The organism is Cupriavidus sp. H18C2, from assembly GCF_049393795.1.
In the GTDB taxonomy this organism is placed as follows: Bacteria; Pseudomonadota; Gammaproteobacteria; order Burkholderiales; family Burkholderiaceae; genus Cupriavidus; species Cupriavidus pauculus_C.
Map to the genome: position 1 here is coordinate 1,509,114 of NZ_CP186011.1, position 19,297 is coordinate 1,528,410.

A 19,297-nucleotide genomic window follows, 5' to 3' on the forward strand; every position below is an offset into this window, starting at 1 on the left:
CGTCTCTACGTCTTCAGTTTTCAGGACGGCGTCTTCGCCGTTGCCTGCCGCGTAAACAATTCCACGGCACCACGCGCGGGCGCCTTCGTGGATGTGGACAGCGCGCGTGCCAGGGCACGTTCCTCGCGTTCCACGCCAACCGTATCGTCCTGGCGCGTCAGCCGGCGCACCAGCGCCAGGCCCGTGCGCGGGAAGTAGCTCACGCGCCGGGCGTGCGGACCGCGCAGGTCCTGGGCGGCGACGCGGATCTCCTCGGTGCGCAGGTACTTCAGTACGAAATCGGCATTCCGGTCCCCAATATTGAGGGTCGTCATGTTCGCCAGCACCGCGCCGCCGCCAAAAACCTTGGCCTCCAGGCGCTCGCGGCGGGCGCCCATCTTCAGCAGTTCATTGATCAGCACTTCCAGCGCATAGCAGCCGTAGCGCATCGACGCCGACAGCAGGCGGTCGGCGCCGGCGTTCTCGTCGTCGGGCAGCATGAAATGGTTCATGCCGCCCACGCCCGCGTACTCGTCGCGGATGCACGCGGCCACGCACGACCCCAGCACCGTGGTCAGCACCACGTCGTCGCCGGTCACGTAGTACTCGTTGGGCAGCAGCTTGATGGCCTGCTTGCCGAACTCGCGGTCGAAGTACTTGCGCGTCGCGATGGCCTCTGGAATCTGGGGCGTGCCGCGCATCATGCACCCCCGCCCTTGCCGGCCAGTTCGTAGACGGTCTGCCCGCGCAGCTGGAACGCGCGCGAGACATAGGAAAAGTTTTCCGAATGGCCGGCGAACAGCAGGCCATGCGGCTTGAGCATCGGCGCGAACCGTTCCAGGATGCGGCCCTGGGTCGGCTTGTCGAAGTAGATCATCACGTTGCGGCAGAAGATCGCGTCGAACTTCTCGCGGATGCCCCAGTCGGGCGCCAGCAGGTTCAGCGGCGCGAACGTGATGGTCGACGCCAGGTCGGGCTTGACCTTGACCGACCCCGCACGGGCGCCGGTGCCTTTCAGGAAGAAGCGGCGCAGCTGTTCCTGCTGCAGGCGCGCCACCTGCTCGGTGGTATAGACCCCCGCGCGCGCCTTGGACAGCACCTGCGTGTCGATGTCGGTGGCCAGCACGGTGGCGGCGCGGTCGCCCAGCGCCTCGGCCAGCGTGATGGCGATCGAGTACGGCTCTTCGCCGGTGGATGCCGCCGCGCACCACACGCTGTAGGGCCGGCCCACCTTCCTGGCATGTTCGGCCAGCAGCGGAAAGTGGTGCGATTCCCGGAAGAACGACGTGAGGTTGGTGGTCAGCGCGTTGGTGAAGTATTCCCACTCGTCCGACCGTTCGTCGGCTTCGAGCAGTTCCAGGTACGTGCCGAAATCGCTGATCTGCAGCGAGCGCAGGCGCCGCGCCAGGCGGCTGTAGACCATCTCGCGCTTGTGGCTGCCCAGCGAGATGCCCGCGCGCTTGTGGATCAGCGTGCGGACTTTCTCGAAGTCACGCTCGGTCAGCAGAAAGTCACGCATGTCGTCGCGCAGCGGCGCCAGCACCGGCGTGCCGGCACTGGCGGCCGCGCCTGGCTTCCCGGTGGCGCTGGAGGAAGAACGGAGCGGCGTCATGGGTGTATGTCTTCAGGGTTGCCGATGCACGGCGGTTACAGGCGTCTTCGGGGGCGGGCCGGCAGGCGCTTTAGGCGAGCTCGGCCTCGATCAGCTCCATCTCGGGGCTGGTCATCATGCGTTCGATGTCGATCAGGATCAGCATCCGGCCTTCCACCGAACCCAGGCCCGTCAGGTGCTCGTTCGACACCGACACGCCGAATTCCGGCGCGGCCTTGATGTCGTCGCCGGTCAGCGTCAGCACGTCCGACACGCCGTCGACCACGATGCCCACCACGCGGCCCGCCACGTTCAGGATGATCACCACGGTCTGGTGGTCATACCGCACGTTGGCCAGGTTGAACTTCAGGCGCAGGTCGACGATCGGCACGATCACGCCGCGCAGGTTGGTGACGCCCTTGATGAAATCGGGCGCGTTGGCGATGCGGGTCACCGTCTCGTAGCTGCGGATCTCCTGCACCTTCAGGATGTCGATGCCATATTCCTCGGTGCCCAGCGTGAAGACCAGGTATTCCTGGCCAGAGGCTTCGCTGCCCTGGGTATCGATGTGTCCGATGCCGGCCATGTCCGTTCTCCTTGCTGTCAGTTACAGTGCGATCGCCATGTCCTGGCGGCGCACGCCGGTGCGCTGCAGCGCGGCCACGTCCACGATCAGCGCGACGCTGCCGTCGCCCAGGATCGTCGCGGCCGAGATGCACGGCACCTTGCGGTAGTTGGTTTCCAGGTTCTTCAGCACCACCTGGTGCTGGCCGATCAACTGGTCCACCAGCAGCGCGAAGCGCTTGCCCTCGGCGGACAGGATCACGGCGATGCCCTGCGTGGGCTCCTGCACGGCGTTGGCCACGTTGAAGACCTTGTGCAGTTCCAGCAGCGGCAGGTATTCGCCGCGCACGTTCATCACGCGCTCGCCGTTGGCGGCGGTGTGCACGTCGTCGGCCTTCGGCTGCAGAGACTCCATCACGCAGTTCAGCGGCAGGATGAACGTTTCCTCGCCGGTGCGCACCGACATGCCGTCCAGGATGGCCAGCGTCAGCGGCAGCACGATGCGCGTGGTGGCGCCCAGGCCCTGGCGCGAGCTGATTTCCACGTGGCCGCCCATTTCCTGGATGTTCCGCTTGACCACGTCCATGCCCACGCCGCGGCCCGACACGTCGGTCACCACCTCGGCCGTGGAAAAGCCCGGCGCGAAGATGAGCTGCCAGACTTCCTCGTCGGGCATGCTCTCCGACACGCCCGGCAGGTTGTTCTGCAGCGCCTTGGACAGGATGCGGTCGCGGTTCAGGCCACCGCCGTCGTCGCTGACCTCGATCACGATGTTGCCGCCCGCGTGCTGCGCGGACAGGATGAGCTGGCCGGTCGGCTCCTTGCCGGCGGCCACGCGCTTCTCGGGGGTCTCGATGCCGTGGTCCAGGCTGTTGCGCACCAGGTGGGTCAGCGGGTCGATGATCCGCTCGATCAGGCTCTTGTCCAGCTCGGTGGCCTTGCCGAAGGTGACCAGGTCGATCTGCTTGCCCAGCTTGCTGGCCAGGTCGCGCACCAGGCGCGGGAAGCGCGAGAACACGTAGTCCATCGGCATCATGCGGATCGACATCACCGCTTCCTGCAGGTCGCGGGCGTTGCGCTCCAGCTGGCCCATGCCCGAGAACAGGCGGTCGAACAGTACCGGGTCCAGCGACGAGGCGGTCTGCGCCAGCATCGACTGGGTGATGACCAGTTCGCCCACCAGGTTGATGATCTGGTCGACCTTCTCGGTCGGCACGCGGATCGAGCCCGAATCCGGCGCATGCGCGGCGGCCGCGGCGGCCGGCTTGGCTTTTTCCTTGTCCTTGGCGGCCGGGGCGGCGGCGGGCGCGGCGGCAACCGGCGCCGGGGCGGCCGCGGGGGCCGGTGCCGGGGCCGGCGCGGCGGCGGGTGCCTCGCCGGGGGCCACGGCTTCCACGGCGATCTGCTTCTCGTCGATCACGAAACAGCAGACCGCGATGATGTCGTCGGTGCCGCACTGGCTGTTCAGCCAGATGGTCAGGTCGCCGTCGGCCTCTTCCTGGCCGGTGATCTCGCCCAGGTTGGCCAGTTCCTCGCGCAGCAGCGCCTGGTCGGCCGGGGACACCTTGATCAGGCGAACCTTGAGGTTGCCGCCGGCCGGCGCTGCGGCCGGCGCGGGGGCCGGGGCCGCCACGGCAGCGGGTGCGGGGGCCGGAGCGTGGCCCGCATCGCCGCCGGCTTCCTGCGCCAGTTGTTGCAGGACGGCGCAGATGCGCTTGAACGTTTCCGGATCGGGTTCGGTGCCGTTGCGATAGGCGTTGAGCTGGTCTTGCAACACGTCCTTGGTTTCCAGAAAGGTGTCGATGATGACCCGGGTCAGGGCCAGTTCCCGCCGCCGCGTGCGGTCTAGCAGGTTCTCGAAGATGTGCGTGGTCTCGGTCAGGGCCGTGAAGCCGAACGTGGCGGCACCGCCCTTGATGGAATGCGCGGCACGGAAGATGGCGTTGAGCGCTTCGGCATCGGGCGACTCGATGTCCACCTCGAGCAGCAGCTGCTCCATTTCAACGAGCAGTTCCTCTGCCTCTTCGAAGAAGGTCTGGTAGAACTGCGTGATATCGATATCGACAGACATGGTTGTCCTGGCTCGCTAGATTGCTGGGAGGACGCGCCGCCCACCGCGGTGGCGCGCCCCCTTCTTCCCTCTGTTCCTACTTGGCCTTCGGCGCGCTGGCAGCCACTGCCGCCGCGCCCGGGGCGCCCTCCACCTGCGCCTGGAACTCCTCGGCCGCGCGCCCCTTAGTGGCCTGCACCTGCACGTCGGCGGCGCTGGCGTTTTCCTGCTCGAACTGGGCCTGCGCACGCTTGTTCAGCACCACGATGCTGATGCGGCGGTTGGTGGGCGCCAGCGCGTCGTTCTTTTCCAGCGGCATCGTGTCGGCCAGGCCCAGCACGCGCAGCACCTTGCCTTCCTGCATGCCGCCGGCAATCAGCTCCTGGCGCGACGCGTTGGCGCGGTCGGCCGACAGCTCCCAGTTGCTGTACGCGCGCTCCCCGCGCATGTACGTGGCCGAGTCGGTGTGGCCAGACAGGCTCACCTTGTTGGGCATCTCGTTGAGCACCGGGCCGATCTCGCGCAGGATGGTGCGCATGTACGGCTCCACCGCGGCGCTGCCGGTGCGGAACATCGGCCGGTTCTGCGTATCCAGGATCTGGATGCGCAGGCCCTCGCTGGTGATATCCAGCAGCAACTGCGGCCGGAACTGGCGCAGCGTGGGGTTGTTCTCGATGATCTGTTCCAGGCGGCCCTTGAGCGCGCGCAGGCGCTCGCTGTCCATCTGGTCGCGGCGGCGCTGGGCGTCGGCCGGGTCGTTGGTCATGGCGCGCATGACCTCGCCGTCCTTGGCCGTGGGGTCCTTGCCGCCGCCGGGGATCACGCTCTTCGACAGGCTGCTCTTGTCGCCGCCGGCCACCGCCACCTTCAGCGGCGTCTTGAAGTACTCGGCCACGCCCACCAGCGTCTTGGGCGACGACGAACTCAGCAGCCACAGCACCAGGAACAGCGCCATCATGGCCGTCATGAAGTCGGCGTAGGCAATCTTCCAGCTATGGTTGCCGTGCGGCTTGGCGTGCGACTTCGCCTTCTTGATGATGATCGGACGAAGGTCCTGGGCGCTGCTCATGGCTGCTCTCCCGTCAGGTCAGGCTCTTGACTTCGCGGACGTGGTCGTCGAGCTCGAGGAACGACGGACGTACCGTGGAGTACAGCACCTTGCGGCCAAATTCCACCGCCACCAGCGGCGCGTAGCCGTTGAGCGACGCCAGCAGGGTCACCTTGATGCATTCGTACATCTTGATGCTCTCGGACACCTGGTGCTCCACCCGCGACGCCAGCGGCGACACGAAGCCGTAGGCCAGCAGGATGCCCAGGAACGTACCCACCATGGCGTGGGCGATCAGGGCGCCCAGTTCGGCCGGCGGCAGGTCTGCCGAGGCCAGCGCGTGCACCACGCCCATCACCGCGGCAACGATGCCGAAGGCGGGCAGGCCGTCGCCGACGCGCGACAGCGCATGGGCGGGAATCTCGGCCTCGTGGCGGAACGTTTCGATTTCGTGGTCCATGAGCGCCTCGATCTCGAAGGCGTTCATGTTGCCGTTGACCATCATGCGCAGGTAGTCGGTCAGGAACTCCATCATCTTGGCGTCGGCCAGGATGCGGGGGTACTGGCTGAAGACACTGCTCGATGCGGGATCGGCAATTTCCTTTTCGAGGAACAGGATGCCCTCGCGGCGTGCCTTGGACAGCAGCACGTAGAGCAGCGCCATCACGTCCAGGTACAGTTCCTTCTTGTACTTGGAGCCCTTGAGCAGCGAGGGCATGGCCTTCATCGTGGCCTTGATGGCCTTGCCGCTGTTGGAGCTGATGAAGGCGCCCACCGCGGCGCCGCCAATGATGATCAGCTCCGCCGGTTGGTAAAGCGCGCCCATGTGGCCGCCGGTGAGGGCGTAACCACCCAGCACCGCCACAACTACGACGACATAGCCAAGAACTACTAGCACGATCGGATCCCCGTCTGAAAAACACGCGTCAGGCGCACAAGGGCTCCCTGGCGTACAGGCGAACGGGGTCAGCGCCCGCCGGTACGTCCGGGGCCCACCTGCCGTGAAGACGTCAGTCCCGATGAACTCAGGCTTCGGTCTGCGCGGCTGTGGCGTCCTTCGAGAGCTTCTTCACCTTTCCGGCCCGCGAGGGCGGACGGCACAGGCTGCAGACGAAGTTCGCGTGCGGCTCATAGGCATGCGTCACGAACTGGCCGCCGCAACAGGTGCACGTGGAAAGCTGCAGCATGTTGCTCTCGAAAAACCGTACTAACGTCCAGGCACGGGTGAAACTTAAGACGATTTCGCCGCCGAGCAGCGAAACGTGCTCGAGGTACAGACGGTAAGCGGCCACTACGGCACGAATGCCCGACGTCTCGCCTTCCTGCACCATGAACTGGTACGCCGAGAAGAACAGCGACGAGTGGATATTCGGCAGCCAGGTGGTGAACCAGTCCGTCGAGAAGGGGAGCATGCCCTTGGGCGGCGACGCGCCCCGGAGCTCCTTGTAGAGCCGGATCAACCGGTCGCGCGAGAGCGTGGTCTCGGCTTCAAGCACCTGCAGGCGCGCCCCCAGTCCGATCAGCTCGATGGCGAGCTGGGTCTGGTTGGCATCCTGCAGGACGCTCTTGCGGTTGGGTACGGGTGTGGCCGTGAAGCTGCGGGCCGGCTGGGCCTGGAGGAGCGCGGTCAATTGAGCGACTCCACAGGTTGCCGGGCCAGCAGGATAGCAGCGTGGATCTGCTGCATATCATGGCTCTTGGCCGTGTGGGTGAGGGTGGACAGCAACGCATGGTCGTCGAAGCGGAAACGGCACAGCACCATGTTGGATGCTGCCAGCTTGACGAGTTGCGCCGACGTCAGCTTGGCAAGGATCTCAGCAATTTCCTTGCTGACACCAAGCCTGAACATGGCTTCCACCTGGTTTTCGCGCACCAGTCGTTGCGCAAGCAGAAGATAGGCGAGATTGACCTCCCTGATCTCCTGGAGAACTTCACTGCTTTCCAATTTTTCCCCGCTACCAAAAAACCTCTCGACCGCTTGTCCGGCGCTTACCGGCATGGAACTCCTGCCGGCGACCAGATCGTTTGGTGCGTGTTCGAGTAGGTACGACGTACAACGAAAGATACTTCGCCCGGTTACACCTTAACCCTGAAACGTTACAGATGTTACAGAGTGCAAGTGAAACTGTTACGTTTATATCGGCAATCCGCCCACAATGCCAATCCCTACTTACGTTGGGGATTGCGGAATGTCGCAAGGAAAAGACATGGCCAGCCAAATTTGTAACAGCGAATGTGACTGACTTCTGATTTTCATCAAAGGTGTAACAGTTTGTGTACAGAACGGATAGGGTTCCCGAGCCGTGCACACGCCACCTGCTGAAGTGGGGTTGCTGCTTTCCACTATTGACGAACCAGCGCGCCTTGGCTAAACACGCGCCGCAGCCACGCGGCCAGCCGCGCAAAGACGTCGTCGGGGGCTTCGCGGAACAGATGCGGCCGCGCACGCTCCACTTGTTCGAGCACGCGGGCGGCTTCCTCGGCACTTACAGAACCGTATTCGAGCGCCAGCCCCAGCAGCGTCCGCAGCTCGCCCACCTTGCTGCGGCCCAGCGCCTCGCTCTGCTCGGTCTGCAGCGCGTACATGACGTCGTAGGCCCGCTGGCGCAGCCCGTCGGCAATCCGCCAGGCCGGCGTGCGCATGCGTTCCTCGATGGCGCGCACATCGACGGCCGACGACGAGATCTGCGCCGCCAGCGCCTCGGTGAACGCCGCGTCGGCGCCCGCTTCGGACAGGATGTTGGCCGCCCACTCGCGCGCGTGATCCACGCGCTGCTGGGGCGTCCAGTCCGGCTGCACGACCAGCGCAAAGCCAAAGCGCTGCGCGTCACGCATCAGCGCCGCCAGCGCGTTGGGCAGTTGCTTGTCGAAGACCTTCTTGGCCCAGCCGTACTCGCCACTGGCCAGCAGCCGCATCACGGCCCGCTCGGTCAGCGGCCCGTCCTGCTGCATCAGCCGCGCGCGCATGAAGTCGTCAAAGGCGGGCGGGATGAACTGCGGGTCCAGCCCGGTGGAAACTTTTACAAAGGCGTCGAAGTCCGCTCGCAACCGCGCTACGGCTTCGGCCGACAGGGACAGACTGATTTCCGTATGCATGATGTTCTGCGGACGTGTGAACGCCCCGGCGCAGCGGGGGTGCCGCTGTGCCGGGGCGTGCCGTCTGGTGACGACGGCGAGTTCAGGCGCCGGGACCAGTCCCGGCGGTCGATCAGAAGGCGCTCCAGTCGCCGTTGTCGGACGCGGCGGTCAATGCCGGGCGCTTCTTGTAGCTATCGGCAGCTTCCTCGGCTTCTTCACCGACGGCCGGCGCGGCGGCCGCCACGGCCACCAGCGCGGTCGCGGCGCGGGACGCCTTGCCACCGGTCTTGCGAGCCTTGCCCACGCGGGCCACAGCCGGCTTGGCGGCCGGCTTGACCACCGAGCGCACGGTCGGGGCGGCCGGGGCGGCCAGCATCGGGGCCGCCGCCACGTGGCCGTCGTCGTCGGACAGGCGGAAGCTGGACACCGAATCCATCAGGCGCGACGCCTGGTCCTGCAGCGACCCGGCCGCCGCGGCAGCCTGCTCCACCAGCGCCGCGTTCTGCTGCGTCACCTCGTCCATCTGCGCCACGGCCTGGTTCACCTGCTCGATGCCCGAGCTCTGCTCGGCGGAGGCCGCGCTGATCTCGCCCATGATGTCGGTCACGCGCTTCACGGCCTGCACGATCTCGTCCATGGTCGTGCCGGCCTGGCTCACCAGCGCCGCGCCGGTATCCACCTGCGCCACCGAGTTGTCGATCAGCGTCTTGATTTCCTTGGCGGCGTTGGCGCTGCGCTGCGCCAGGCTGCGCACTTCACCGGCCACCACCGCAAAACCACGGCCCTGCTCGCCGGCGCGGGCCGCTTCCACGGCCGCGTTCAGCGCCAGGATGTTGGTCTGGAACGCGATGCCCTCGATCACGCCGATGATGTCGACGATCTTGCGCGAGGCGTCGTTGATCTCGCCCATCGTCTCCACCACGCGGCCCACCACCTCGCCGCCGCGCACGGCTGTATCCGACGCGTTGGCCGCCAGCCCGCTGGCCTGGCGCGCGTTGTCGGCGTTCTGGCGCACGGTGCTGGTCAGTTCCTCCATGCTCGACGCCGTTTCCTCCAGCGACGCGGCCTGCTGCTCGGTACGCTGCGACAGGTCGTTGTTGCCCGCCGCGATCTGGCGCGACGCCGTGCCGATCGATTCGGCCGATTCCTTGAAGTCGCGCACCATGCCCGAGAGCTGCTGCTGCATCTGGCTCATGGCGTGCAGCAGGCTGTGGTCGTCGCCACGGCGCAGTTCCACCTTGCCCGAGAAGTCGCCGTCGGCGATGCGCGCGGCAATCGACGCGGCGTAGCCCGGCTCGCCGCCAAGCTGGCGCGACAGCTGGCGGGCCAGCAGCCAGCCCAGCACCACCGAGATCACGACGCCGCCCAGCACCAGCAGCAGCATCAGCACGCGCGAGCTGTTGTAGACGCTGGTCGATTCATCCATGTTGGCCTTGGCGCGCTCGTCGCGGCGCTTGACCATCTTGAACAGCACGTCTTCCAGCGCGCGGCTGTCCTTGAGCAGGTCGGTACTTTCCGTGAACACGGTGCTTTCGAACTGCGACGTGTCCAGCGGCTGCTTGCTGACCAGGTCGACGTACTTCTGCATGCGCTCGCGGAACGGCGGCACCAGCGTCTCGTACTGCTTGAACAGGGCCTGGCCCTCGGGCGACGCGAACGAGTCCTTGGCCAGCTTGACGCGGGTTTCCATGGCGGTCAGCGACTTCTGGATCTGTTCCTTCTCGGTCGCCCGCTCGCCCATGGTCGACGCCGACAGCAGCGCAATCTGGGCGCGGCTGGCGTAGACCAGGTTGATGTTGCCGTCCTGCACGGCCTTCAGCGCCTGCAGGTCGGTGTTGTAGATCTTGCCGGTCCATTCCGCCATGCGCCCCATGTTGACCACGCCCAGCAGGCCGATGACGGCACCGATCACGGATACGACCAGGAAGCCGGCGATCAGCCTGGTCGTCACGCGAAGTTGATTGAACCACTGCATAGAACTACCCCCTTCTTCTGTCAGAAATGACCGGAACGGCCACGCCGCTCCGGGTTGCATGTCGCTGCCGCCTGCGTGGGCGGCCGCTCTACCCCGTTCCTGATGCCGCGCCCGAGACGCGGCCCTTTTATGAAAGCCCGGCCACCCTGCGGCGCGCGGGCCTGCTCCCCACTTCAGCCAGCCACATGCGCCAGCGCCGCCACGCCGCGCGGGCGCGCGGGCCGGACCTCGGCCTGCGTGCTCACGCGGAACGTGGAGATCGACTCGCGCAGGCGCTCGGCCTGTTCCTCCAGTGCGCCGGCCGCGGCAGCGGCCTGCTCCACCAGCGCGGCGTTCTGCTGCGTGCCTTCGTCCATCTGCGCCACCGCCTCGTTCACCTGTTCGATGCCCGCGCTCTGCTCGGCCGATGCCGAACTGATGTCGCCCATGATGTCGGTCACGCGCTTCACGGCCTGGACGATCTCGTCCATCGTCGCGCCAGCCTCGCTGACCTGCGCGGCGCCGTTTTCCACGCGCGCCACGGTGTTGCCGATCAGCCCCTTGATTTCCTTGGCCGCATTGGCGCTGCGCTGGGCCAGGCTGCGCACCTCGCCCGCCACCACGGCAAACCCGCGGCCCTGTTCGCCGGCCCGCGCCGCCTCCACGGCCGCATTCAGCGCCAGGATGTTGGTCTGGAACGCGATGCCCTCGATCACGCCGATGATGTCTACGATCTTGCGCGACGCCTCGTTGATGTCCTGCATGGTGTGCACCACGCGCCCCACGGCCTCGCCGCCGCGCAGCGCGGTCTCGGAAGCGTTGGCGGCCAGCCCGCTGGCCTGCCGCGCGTTGTCGGCGTTCTGGCGCACCGTGCCGGTCAACTGCTCCATGCTCGACGCGGTCTCCTCCAGCGACGCGGCCTGCTGCTCGGTACGCTGCGACAGGTCGTTGTTGCCCGCCGCCACCTGGTGCGTGGCCGTGGAGATGCTGGTCATGCCTTCCTGGATGTCATGCACCACCGACAGCAGGCTGCGCTGCATCGTGCGCATTGCACGCGCCAGCGCGCCCACCTCGTCGGCGGCCTTGTGTTCGAACGTCGTGGTCAGGTCGCCGGCGCCCATGCGCAGCGCGAAGTCGAGCATCTCGCTCACGGGCCGCTCCACGCGCGCCACCAGCAGCGCGCCCGACGCCATCGACGACAGCACGGCCAGCGCGAACGCGCCCCACAGCCATGGCCACAGTTGCGCGGCGGCCTCGGCCGACATCCAGTGCACGCCGCCCAGCGCCGCCAGGAACCAGGCCAGCCCGGCCGCCTGCGCCCAGAGGATGCGCCGGCGCAGCGTCAGCCGCGTGAGCCGGCCGAACAGCCCCGCCACGCCGGTGCGCACCACGGCGCCATCGCGGATCGCCAGGCCGGCGGCGCGGTTTTCGCGGAAGCGCCGGTAGGCCGCGTCGGCGGCCTCGATCTGCTCGCGCGTGGCCATCGAGCGCACGGACGTGCAGCCGATGATGCGGCCGTCCACGCGCGTGGCGGTCACGGTGGCCTGCACCCAGTAGTAGTCGCCGTTCTTGCGGCGGTTCTTGACGATGCCGACCCACGACTTGCCGGCCTGGATCGATGCCCAGAGGTCGGCAAACGCTTCCGGCGGCATGTCGGGATGGCGCACGAGGTTGTGCGGCGCGCCCAGCAGCTCGGCCGCCGGGAAGCCGCTGGTCTCCACGAACGCCCGGTTCGCGAAGGTGATCCGCCCCTTGAGGTCGGTCCGCGAGATCAGGTAATCGTCCGGCGAGAGCAGGTGCTCGTGCTGCGTGACTGGCTGGTTGTTGCGCATTGCTGTGTGGCGGCTCTGGGGCCTGGCCCGCCGCGTCGGCGCGGGCCGGGCCGCGGGTTGGTCGGGGGTTCAGGCGGTGCCGGCGGCGGCGTCCAGCGCCGCGAGGTCGTCGACGTTCATCAGCTTCTCGATGTCGGCCAGAATCAGCATGCGACCTTCGAGCGAGCCGAGCCCGCGGATGTATTCGGTTTCCACGCCGCCGGACAGCGCCGGCGCGGGCTTGATCTGCGACGCGGTCAGCGTCAGCACGTCGGACACGCCGTCAACCACGATGCCGGTGGTGCGTTCATGGATATCGACGATGATCACCACGGTGTACTGGTCGTAGCTGATCTGGGCCTGCCGGAACTTGATGCGCAGGTCGATGATCGGGACGATGGTGCCGCGCAGGTTGATCACGCCCTTCAGGTAGTCAGGCGCGTTGGCGATCTGCGTGACCGATTCGTAGCCACGGATTTCCTGGACCTTGAGGATGTCGATGCCGTATTCCTCGCGGCCCAGCCGGAAGGCCAGGAATTCTTCGCCCGCGCCGTCCGCGCGGCTGTTGCTGGTGTTCATGTTGCCCCCGCTGGCAAGGTTGGTCGTGGCCGGGGTAGCGTGCCCCTGGCTGCTGGCGACCCGAGGCGGCACCCGGCGCGGCCCCATGGCCCCGGCCGGACCACCTGCTATGGCCCTCCAGTATTTACGGCAGGCGGCGGGGTGAATTAAGCACGACTTCGTGCCCGGATTACCCCTCCGTGGGAGGGTCCAGCAGCGCGTGGACCGACGCCATCAGCTCTTCGGGGTCGAACGGCTTGGCCAGGAAGCCCGAGGCACCGGCCTCGCGGGCCTGGTCCAGGATGCGGCTGTCGTGCTCGGTGGACAGCATCAGGATGGGGATGGCGGCGTAGGCCGGCGTGGCGCGCAGCGCGCGGATCAGCGACAGGCCGTCCATGCCGGGCATGACCTGGTCGGTCACCAGCATGCCGAACCCGCCCTCCATCGCCACCTCGTGCGCTTCCTTGCCGTCGGCCGCCTCGGTGACCGTGAATCCGCCCGCGCGCAGGCAGGCAACGGTCATGCGGCGCAGGGACGGCGAATCGTCGACGACGAGGATGTGCGGAAGGGACATCGGTGACTCCAGAAGCGGTGGGTCCGCCAGTGCCAAGGCAATGCGGCCGGCGACGGACAGGCCAGCTGGCTGGCGCGCGCCAATGCCGGCACGCGCCACTGCCCTGTCCTTTCCATATCGACACGCCAGCGCCGCGCTTTAGCGTTGGCGGGGCAAAGTTGACAATTTTTCACGTTCGCGCGGTTTCGGCGGTTCCGGCAATGGGCGGACCGGCCCCGGCGCCTACGCCCGCAGCCGCTGGGCGCCGGCCATCAGCTCGGCAAAGGCCGGCACGTCGAGCGGCATGGCCATCAGGTAGCCCTGCACCTCGTCGCAGCCCATGTCGTGCAGGATTTCCAGCTGCGACGCCGATTCCACGCCCTCGGCCACCACCTTCATGCGCAGTTCGTGCGCCAGCGCCACCATCGACCCGACGATGGCCCGGCCCTGCGGGTCGGCGTCCAGCCCGCCGATCAGCGTGCGGTCGATCTTCAGCGTGCCCACCCGCAGCCGCTTCAGGTAACCCAGGCTGGAATAGCCGCTGCCGAAGTCGTCCAGCGCCACGTGGATGCCCAGCGACTGCAGCTCCGCCAGCGTCTCCATCGACTTGCCGATGTCCTTCATGGCCGCCGTCTCGGTGATTTCCAGCGTGATGGCCGACGGCGGAATGTCGTGCTGGTGGATCTGTTCGAGCAGGTACTGCGGGAAATTGCGGCTGGCAAAGCGCAGGCCGGACACGTTGATGGCCACCGGCACCGTCGGCAGCCCGGCGTCCTGCCACTGGCGCACCTGCGCGCAGACCGTGGAGATGACCCAGTCGTCAAGCTTGTCGATCTGGCCCGACTGCTCGGCCACCATGATGAATTCGGCCGGATTCACGGGCCCGAGCGTCGGATGGCGCCAGCGGCACAGCGCCTCGGCGCCCACCACGCCGCGCGACTTCACGTCGTACTTGGGCTGGTAGACCAGCGACAGGGCGTCGTCCTGGATGGCGGGCCAGAGGTCGCGGCGGATCACCCGCATGCGGCGCGCGCGCTCGCCGGCGGCCGAATTGAACACCCGCATCTGGTTGGACCCGCTTTCGCGCGCCTCGGACAGGCTCACGCGCGCGGCCTGCATCAGCGACTCCGACGTGGCCGCGTCGCGCGGGTAGATCGCGATGCCGATGTTGACGCCGATCTGCATCTGCAGCCCGCGCGCGGCCACGAATTCGGACAGCGACCCCAGCACGCGGGCGCCCACGTCGTGCGCGCGGCTGTGCTGCACTAGTTCGGGCACGCCCACGGCAAATTCGTCGCGCGCCAGCCGGGCCAGGAAGTGGTGCGGCTCCAGCGCGGCCTGCGCCAGCGCGCCGGCGTCCTGCGCCAGGATGTCGTCGGCGCGGACTTCGAAGACTTCGTCCACCTCGCGGAAATCGGCGATATGAATCAGCAGCACCGCGCAGGCGGTTTCCGACAGCCGCGCGTGCGCGATGGTCTGGTCCAGCCAGCGCGCAAACGCGGTGCGGTCGGGCAGTTCGGTGCTGACGCTGTATTCGCCCACGGGCGGCTGGCCCCGGCCCGGCGAGCGCACGGTCAGGCCGCCCATGCGGCCATGGGCGCGGCGCACCACGCGCGACTCGCCGCCGCGCCCGGCCGCCGGATGATCGTCGATGGCGTCATCGGGCAGCGCCATGTCGCCGAACGCGCCCGCCCACTTGCGCGACTGCAGCCGGTGCATCGCGTAAAGCCCCGAGCACAGCAGCGCCAGCCCGCCGGCCAGCCACGCCGGCCCGTGCACGCCGGCCGCATCGAGGCAGCCGCGCGGCGACATCGACAGCCCGCCGCACGCCCGGCCCAGCCGCGCGCCGGCCACGGCCACCAGCCCGGCGCCGGCCAGCATCGCCGTGGCGATGGCCAGTTGCCAGCCCCGGCCGCCGTGGCGCGTCCACTGCATCACCGGCGCCAGCAGGTTCGACGCCGCCACGCTGGCGGCCAGCGTGGCGGCGAACGTGGCAGCCATCTCGGCGCCCTGGTTGGCGGCGCTGATCGTGCCGGAGGCGAGCGTCACCCAGAGCGGCATGCCGGTCGTGGTCTGCGACATCAGCGCGGCGGACCAGCCCAGCGACCGGACCGCCTTGCGCCCCGGCTCGCCGTCCGCTTTGGCCGCGCGCAGCCACAGCGCGGCCGCGACGCCGAGCGTGGCCGCAAGCAGCAACAGGAGGGTATTCGTGGCAATCATCGGGGGGGCGCGAAGAATGACGGCAGCGGCGCGGCGGACAACAAGATGCGGGATGGGAAAAACCCCGCATCATGGCATCCCGCGCGCGTGCTGTGAACCTGGAACCGCGTGGCAATCTGTCCTGTCTTGTATCGGTCCGGAAACAATCAGAAGGCAGCCCAGTCGTCGTCGGCCGATCCGCCGCCCGGCTGGTTCATCGCGGGACGCAGCAGCTTGGGCTCGCGGGCCGTGCGGACCACGGGCTGACGCTTGGCGGCCGGGCGGGCCGGTGCCTTGGCAGCCGGGGCAGCCTTGGGCGCGGCCGGGGCGGGGGCCGGGGCCGGACGGGCCGGGGCGGCAAGCTGGCGCGTCGCGCCGCCGTCGGATGCCAGCGAGAACACCGACACCACGCTCTTCAGCTTCTGCGCCTGTTCTTCCAGCGCGCCGGCTGCGGCGGCGGCTTCTTCCACCAGTGCCGCGTTCTGCTGCGTTACCTGGTCCATCTGCGACACGGCCTGGTTCACCTGCTCGATGCCGGTGGTCTGCTCCTGCGACGCCGCGCTGATCTCGTTCATGATGTCCGTCACGCGGCGCACGGCCTGCACGATCTCGCCCATCGTCTGGCCGGCCTCGGCCACGAGCTTCGTGCCGCTTTCCACGCGCTGGCCGGACTCACTGATCAGCGACTCAATTTCCTTGGCGGCGTTGGCGCTGCGCTGCGCCAGGCTGCGCACCTCGCCCGCCACCACGGCAAAGCCACGGCCCTGCTCGCCGGCGCGGGCCGCTTCCACGGCCGCGTTCAGCGCCAGGATGTTGGTCTGGAACGCGATACCCTCGATCACGCCGATGATCTCCACCACCTTGCGCGACGCGCCGTTGATCTCGTTCATCGTGTCCACCACGCGGCCCACCACGTCGCCGCCCTTCATGGCGATCTGCGACGCCTCGCCGGCCAGCATGCCGGCCTGGCGCGCGTTGTCGGCGTTCTGCCGCACGACCGTGGTCAGTTCCTCCATGCTCGCGGCGGTCTGCTCCAGCGACGCGGCCTGTTCCTCGGTGCGCTGCGAGAGGTCGGTGTTGCCCGCGGCGATCTGCTTGGTGGCGGACGCGATCGAATCGGTCCCGCCGCGCACTTCGGACACGATGCCGGACAGGCTGTCCTGCATCTTCGCCAGCGCCTGCATCATCCGGCCAATCTCGTTCTTCGACATGCTGCTGATGTGCGACGTCAGGTCGCCGCCGGCCATGCGCTCGAACACGGTCAGCGCCTCTTCCACCGGGCGCACGATGGCGCGGTGGAGCATCACGGCCGCGCCGATGGCAATGGCGATGCCGGCGACGATCAGCACGATCGCCATCATCCGGATCGTCTCGAAGCGCGACTGGGCCGTCTCGAAGCTCGTCCTGGCCGCTTCCATCTGGAATTTTTCGAGCTTGTCGTGCGCGGAGGCCATGCTGCGCTGCAGCTCGGGCATCACGTCGCGCGCCAGCTTCAGCGATTCTTCACGGTTGCCGGCGGTCAGCGCCTGCTGCCACCTGGCCACGCCTTTCTCGAAGAAGTCCTGGCGCTTGGCGGCCAGCGCGCTGGACAGCACCTTTTCCTCGTCGTTCTGCGGCAAGGCCATGTAGCGCTTCCAGCCGCGCTCGGACGATTCGATGAACGTCTTGGAGCGGTCCACGTGCTTCTGCATGTCGTCGCCCTCGCTACCCGGCATGACGGTGCGGTCCAGCGCCAGGCGCAGGCGGGTGGTGCCGACCATGGCCTCGGCCAGCGCCTGCGACGACGCCAGCTGGTTCGTGTAGGTCTCCCTCAGCGCATCATTGGACTGGGAAATCCCATGCAGTCCCGCGCCGCCCACAAGCAGCAGGATGGCCCCGAGCAAGGCCATGGCGCCCCGCAGGAGGGTCTTGATCTGGATATTCTGGTGAAAGGACATGATGTGCTGACCATTAGGAGATAACCCGGAGCCACTCCCCTGCCCCGGTCCGGCAGACCGACACCCCGTACGGCCTGCTCAGGACTCGATAACGGTCGGCTGGCAACCTTACTTGAGTTGCGCGGCAAATCGATTTCGGGTATGGCGCGTGATGCACTTGGATTCGCGCCAGCCCGATTAAACACCGCTGCCGCGCCAACGCGCCATTTGCCCCGGCGGTAATGAAAATCCTTGAAGACTGTATTCAGCGCCTGCTGAATCCGCGCTTTGAATGGCGGCCCGGCCAATGGCGAATGGCGGAATTGTCTGATGGCGGCGGCCCGTACCGGCACCGCAAGGCTGGCGCCCCATGGGCCGCGCGTTTGCAGATGGGCCGCGCATTTTGCGCTCGCCCTGGCTGACTTTGTCGTCCGATATAAGTTCAGTAATTCTTCGTTATTGAGAATTTTCGCAAAATGCGGGTCTGACGCCTTAAAGCATTTGCAGCCCGGCCGTCTATGGTTATAAAATGCTTTGCGTCAATTCACGGACCCACCAGTAAATCGAGGGATACAAATGGCGACATATCAGGAAATCGTTCAGAAAATCAGCGAACTGCAGAAGCAGGCCGAAGAGATCAAGGCACGCGAACAAGCGTCCGTGATCGCCGAGATTCGCGAGAAAATCGAACAATTTGGCCTGACCGCCGAAGACCTGGGATTTGGCGGCAAGGCCGCGGCCGGCAAGAAGGTGCCGGTGGCCCGCAAGGTGCCGGTCCGTTACCGCGACAGCGCCGGCAATACCTGGACGGGCCGCGGCAAGCGCCCGGGCTGGCTGACCCAGGCCCTGGCCAACGGCAAGTCGATGGAAGACTTTCTGATTCGCTGATCTCCGCCGCCACGCGGGATCATAAAAAAACCGGGCTTCCGCCCGGTTTTTTATTGGCTGCGTCGATTCAGTTCGCAAACCCCATCGGATTCATCGACTGCCAGCGCCAGGAATCCTCGCACATGCGGTCGAGGTCGTGCCGGGCACGCCACCCGAGCAGCGACTGGGCCAGCGACGGATCGGCGTAGCACGACGCGATATCGCCGGGCCGCCGGTCGACGATCTGGTACGGCACCGGGCGACCGCTGGCACGTTCGTAGGCCTTCACTACCTCCAGGACGCTGTAGCCACGGCCGGTGCCGAGGTTGACCGTGACGCCGCCGGTGTGGTCGCGCAGGTAGTTCAGCGCCGCCACGTGGCCGTCGGCGAGGTCGCAGACGTGGATGTAGTCGCGCACGCCGGTGCCGTCCACGGTTGGGTAGTCGTCGCCATAAACACTGAGTTTTTCCCGGCGCCCGCCGGCCACCTGGGCCACGTACGGCATCAGGTTGTTGGGAATACCGCCCGGGTCTTCGCCGATCAGCCCGCTTTCATGCGCGCCGACCGGATTGAAATATCGCAAAAACGCGATGCGCTATTCCGGATCCGATTTTTCGAGATCGCGCAGGATCTGCTCGCCCATCAGTTTGGTCTGGCCGTAGGGATTCGTGGCCGATAGCGGGAAATCTTCCAGAATCGGCACGGTATGCGGATTGCCATACACGGTGGCCGACGAACTGAAGACCAGTTGCTTGACGCCGGCCGCCTGCATGGCGCTGCACAGCGTAATCATCCCTTCGAGATTGTTACCGTAATACGCCAGCGGCTGGCTGACCGATTCCCCCACGGCCTTGAGCGCCGCGAAATGGATGGCGCCCGTGATGTCGTGCTCGGCAAACAGGCGGTCCAGCAGCGCGCGGTCGCGCACGTCACCCTCGACAAATTGCGGCGTGGTGCCGGTAATGCGGGCCAGGCGGTTCACGACCTCGCGGTTACTGTTGCAAAGATTATCGAGCCCGATCACCTGATAGCCAGCGGCATGGAGCGCCAGCCAGGTGTGGGAAGCGATATATCCGGTTGCGCCAGTGAGCAATAGGGTTTGAGCCATGGAGATATTGAGATCGGATTT

General features: G+C 67.0%; 16 protein-coding genes and 1 pseudogene. 1 reads left to right on the forward strand and 16 read right to left on the reverse strand.

Going from position 1 to position 19,297, the window contains the following annotated elements:
* Window positions 1-20: 20 nt before the first annotated feature.
* From cheD to EPAKOI_RS23425, 15 genes are all read right to left on the reverse strand, one after another.
* Window positions 21-683 (reverse strand): chemoreceptor glutamine deamidase CheD, encoded by a 663-nt coding sequence (gene cheD, locus EPAKOI_RS23355; protein ID WP_409559042.1) that lies wholly within the window; start codon window positions 681-683, stop codon window positions 21-23.
* Window positions 680-1,591: a CheR family methyltransferase gene (locus EPAKOI_RS23360; RefSeq protein ID WP_423193838.1), complete on the reverse strand. Its 912-nt coding sequence runs from the start codon at window positions 1,589-1,591 to the stop codon at window positions 680-682. The genes cheD and EPAKOI_RS23360 overlap by 4 nt, the downstream gene beginning before the upstream one ends.
* Window positions 1,592-1,661: 70 nt before the next feature.
* Window positions 1,662-2,156 carry a chemotaxis protein CheW gene (locus EPAKOI_RS23365; protein WP_124685958.1) on the reverse strand — a complete coding sequence of 165 codons (495 nt, stop codon included), beginning with the start codon at window positions 2,154-2,156 and terminating at the stop codon, window positions 1,662-1,664.
* Window positions 2,157-2,177: 21 nt separating this feature from the next.
* Window positions 2,178-4,205 (reverse strand): chemotaxis protein CheA, encoded by a 2,028-nt coding sequence (gene cheA, locus EPAKOI_RS23370; protein ID WP_423193839.1) that lies wholly within the window; start codon window positions 4,203-4,205, stop codon window positions 2,178-2,180.
* Between the two features lie 76 nt (window positions 4,206-4,281).
* Window positions 4,282-5,253, reverse strand: a complete 972-nt coding sequence (motB, locus tag EPAKOI_RS23375) for a flagellar motor protein MotB (RefSeq protein ID WP_124685956.1) — start codon at window positions 5,251-5,253, stop codon at window positions 4,282-4,284.
* Between the two features lie 13 nt (window positions 5,254-5,266).
* Window positions 5,267-6,130, reverse strand: a complete 864-nt coding sequence (gene motA / locus EPAKOI_RS23380; protein WP_124685955.1) for a flagellar motor stator protein MotA — start codon at window positions 6,128-6,130, stop codon at window positions 5,267-5,269.
* Window positions 6,131-6,257: 127 nt separating this feature from the next.
* The gene (gene flhC, locus EPAKOI_RS23385; protein WP_124685954.1) at window positions 6,258-6,863 is read right to left on the reverse strand and encodes a flagellar transcriptional regulator FlhC; all 606 of its coding nucleotides are present in this window, start codon (window positions 6,861-6,863) and stop codon (window positions 6,258-6,260) included.
* Complete coding sequence (gene flhD / locus EPAKOI_RS23390) at window positions 6,860-7,231, reverse strand: flagellar transcriptional regulator FlhD (protein ID WP_172966159.1); 372 nt, start codon at window positions 7,229-7,231, stop codon at window positions 6,860-6,862. The genes flhC and flhD overlap by 4 nt, the downstream gene beginning before the upstream one ends.
* Before the next feature lie 344 nt (window positions 7,232-7,575).
* Window positions 7,576-8,328: a DUF4088 domain-containing protein gene (locus EPAKOI_RS23395; protein ID WP_124685953.1), complete on the reverse strand. Its 753-nt coding sequence runs from the start codon at window positions 8,326-8,328 to the stop codon at window positions 7,576-7,578.
* 112 nt (window positions 8,329-8,440) lie between these two features.
* On the reverse strand, window positions 8,441-10,285 hold the full coding sequence (locus EPAKOI_RS23400; RefSeq protein ID WP_423193840.1) for a methyl-accepting chemotaxis protein: 1,845 nt from the start codon (window positions 10,283-10,285) through the stop codon (window positions 8,441-8,443).
* A 173-nt stretch (window positions 10,286-10,458) separates the two neighbouring features.
* On the reverse strand, window positions 10,459-12,096 hold the full coding sequence (locus EPAKOI_RS23405; protein WP_423193841.1) for a methyl-accepting chemotaxis protein: 1,638 nt from the start codon (window positions 12,094-12,096) through the stop codon (window positions 10,459-10,461).
* Window positions 12,097-12,165: 69 nt separating this feature from the next.
* Window positions 12,166-12,654: a chemotaxis protein CheW gene (locus EPAKOI_RS23410; RefSeq protein ID WP_124685950.1), complete on the reverse strand. Its 489-nt coding sequence runs from the start codon at window positions 12,652-12,654 to the stop codon at window positions 12,166-12,168.
* Window positions 12,655-12,823: 169 nt separating this feature from the next.
* Window positions 12,824-13,207 carry a response regulator gene (locus EPAKOI_RS23415; RefSeq protein WP_124685949.1) on the reverse strand — a complete coding sequence of 128 codons (384 nt, stop codon included), beginning with the start codon at window positions 13,205-13,207 and terminating at the stop codon, window positions 12,824-12,826.
* A gap of 222 nt (window positions 13,208-13,429) precedes the next feature.
* The gene (locus tag EPAKOI_RS23420) at window positions 13,430-15,406 is read right to left on the reverse strand and encodes a putative bifunctional diguanylate cyclase/phosphodiesterase (RefSeq protein ID WP_423193842.1); all 1,977 of its coding nucleotides are present in this window, start codon (window positions 15,404-15,406) and stop codon (window positions 13,430-13,432) included.
* A gap of 146 nt (window positions 15,407-15,552) precedes the next feature.
* Entirely contained in the window at window positions 15,553-17,322 is a 1,770-nt protein-coding gene (locus EPAKOI_RS23425; RefSeq protein ID WP_423193843.1) for a methyl-accepting chemotaxis protein, read from the reverse strand.
* Window positions 17,323-17,877: 555 nt separating this feature from the next.
* Here EPAKOI_RS23425 and EPAKOI_RS23430 point away from each other — a divergent pair.
* On the forward strand, window positions 17,878-18,189 hold the full coding sequence (locus EPAKOI_RS23430; RefSeq protein WP_423193844.1) for an H-NS family nucleoid-associated regulatory protein: 312 nt from the start codon (window positions 17,878-17,880) through the stop codon (window positions 18,187-18,189).
* A 67-nt stretch (window positions 18,190-18,256) separates the two neighbouring features.
* On the opposite strand, the pseudogene galE reads toward EPAKOI_RS23430, so the two are convergent.
* Window positions 18,257-19,276: pseudogene (gene galE / locus EPAKOI_RS23435) on the reverse strand (UDP-glucose 4-epimerase GalE).
* Window positions 19,277-19,297: the final 21 nt, after the last annotated feature.

Bases quoted from the DNA above. Each gene is read 5' to 3' on its own strand.
- EPAKOI_RS23425 (WP_423193843.1), bottom strand. From the start codon at position 17,322: ATGTCCTTTCACCAGAATATCCAGATCAAGACCCTCCTGCGGGGCGCC.
- EPAKOI_RS23405 (WP_423193841.1), bottom strand. From the start codon at position 12,096: ATGCGCAACAACCAGCCAGTCACGCAGCACGAGCACCTGCTCTCGCCG.
- motB (WP_124685956.1), bottom strand. From the start codon at position 5,253: ATGAGCAGCGCCCAGGACCTTCGTCCGATCATCATCAAGAAGGCGAAG.
- EPAKOI_RS23420 (WP_423193842.1), bottom strand. From the start codon at position 15,406: ATGATTGCCACGAATACCCTCCTGTTGCTGCTTGCGGCCACGCTCGGC.
- EPAKOI_RS23400 (WP_423193840.1), bottom strand. From the start codon at position 10,285: ATGCAGTGGTTCAATCAACTTCGCGTGACGACCAGGCTGATCGCCGGC.
- cheD (WP_409559042.1), bottom strand. From the start codon at position 683: ATGATGCGCGGCACGCCCCAGATTCCAGAGGCCATCGCGACGCGCAAG.
- EPAKOI_RS23410 (WP_124685950.1), bottom strand. From the start codon at position 12,654: ATGAACACCAGCAACAGCCGCGCGGACGGCGCGGGCGAAGAATTCCTG.
- EPAKOI_RS23360 (WP_423193838.1), bottom strand. From the start codon at position 1,591: ATGACGCCGCTCCGTTCTTCCTCCAGCGCCACCGGGAAGCCAGGCGCG.
- EPAKOI_RS23415 (WP_124685949.1), bottom strand. From the start codon at position 13,207: ATGTCCCTTCCGCACATCCTCGTCGTCGACGATTCGCCGTCCCTGCGC.
- EPAKOI_RS23395 (WP_124685953.1), bottom strand. From the start codon at position 8,328: ATGCATACGGAAATCAGTCTGTCCCTGTCGGCCGAAGCCGTAGCGCGG.
- EPAKOI_RS23430 (WP_423193844.1), top strand. From the start codon at position 17,878: ATGGCGACATATCAGGAAATCGTTCAGAAAATCAGCGAACTGCAGAAG.
- flhD (WP_172966159.1), bottom strand. From the start codon at position 7,231: ATGCCGGTAAGCGCCGGACAAGCGGTCGAGAGGTTTTTTGGTAGCGGG.
- EPAKOI_RS23365 (WP_124685958.1), bottom strand. From the start codon at position 2,156: ATGGCCGGCATCGGACACATCGATACCCAGGGCAGCGAAGCCTCTGGC.
- cheA (WP_423193839.1), bottom strand. From the start codon at position 4,205: ATGTCTGTCGATATCGATATCACGCAGTTCTACCAGACCTTCTTCGAA.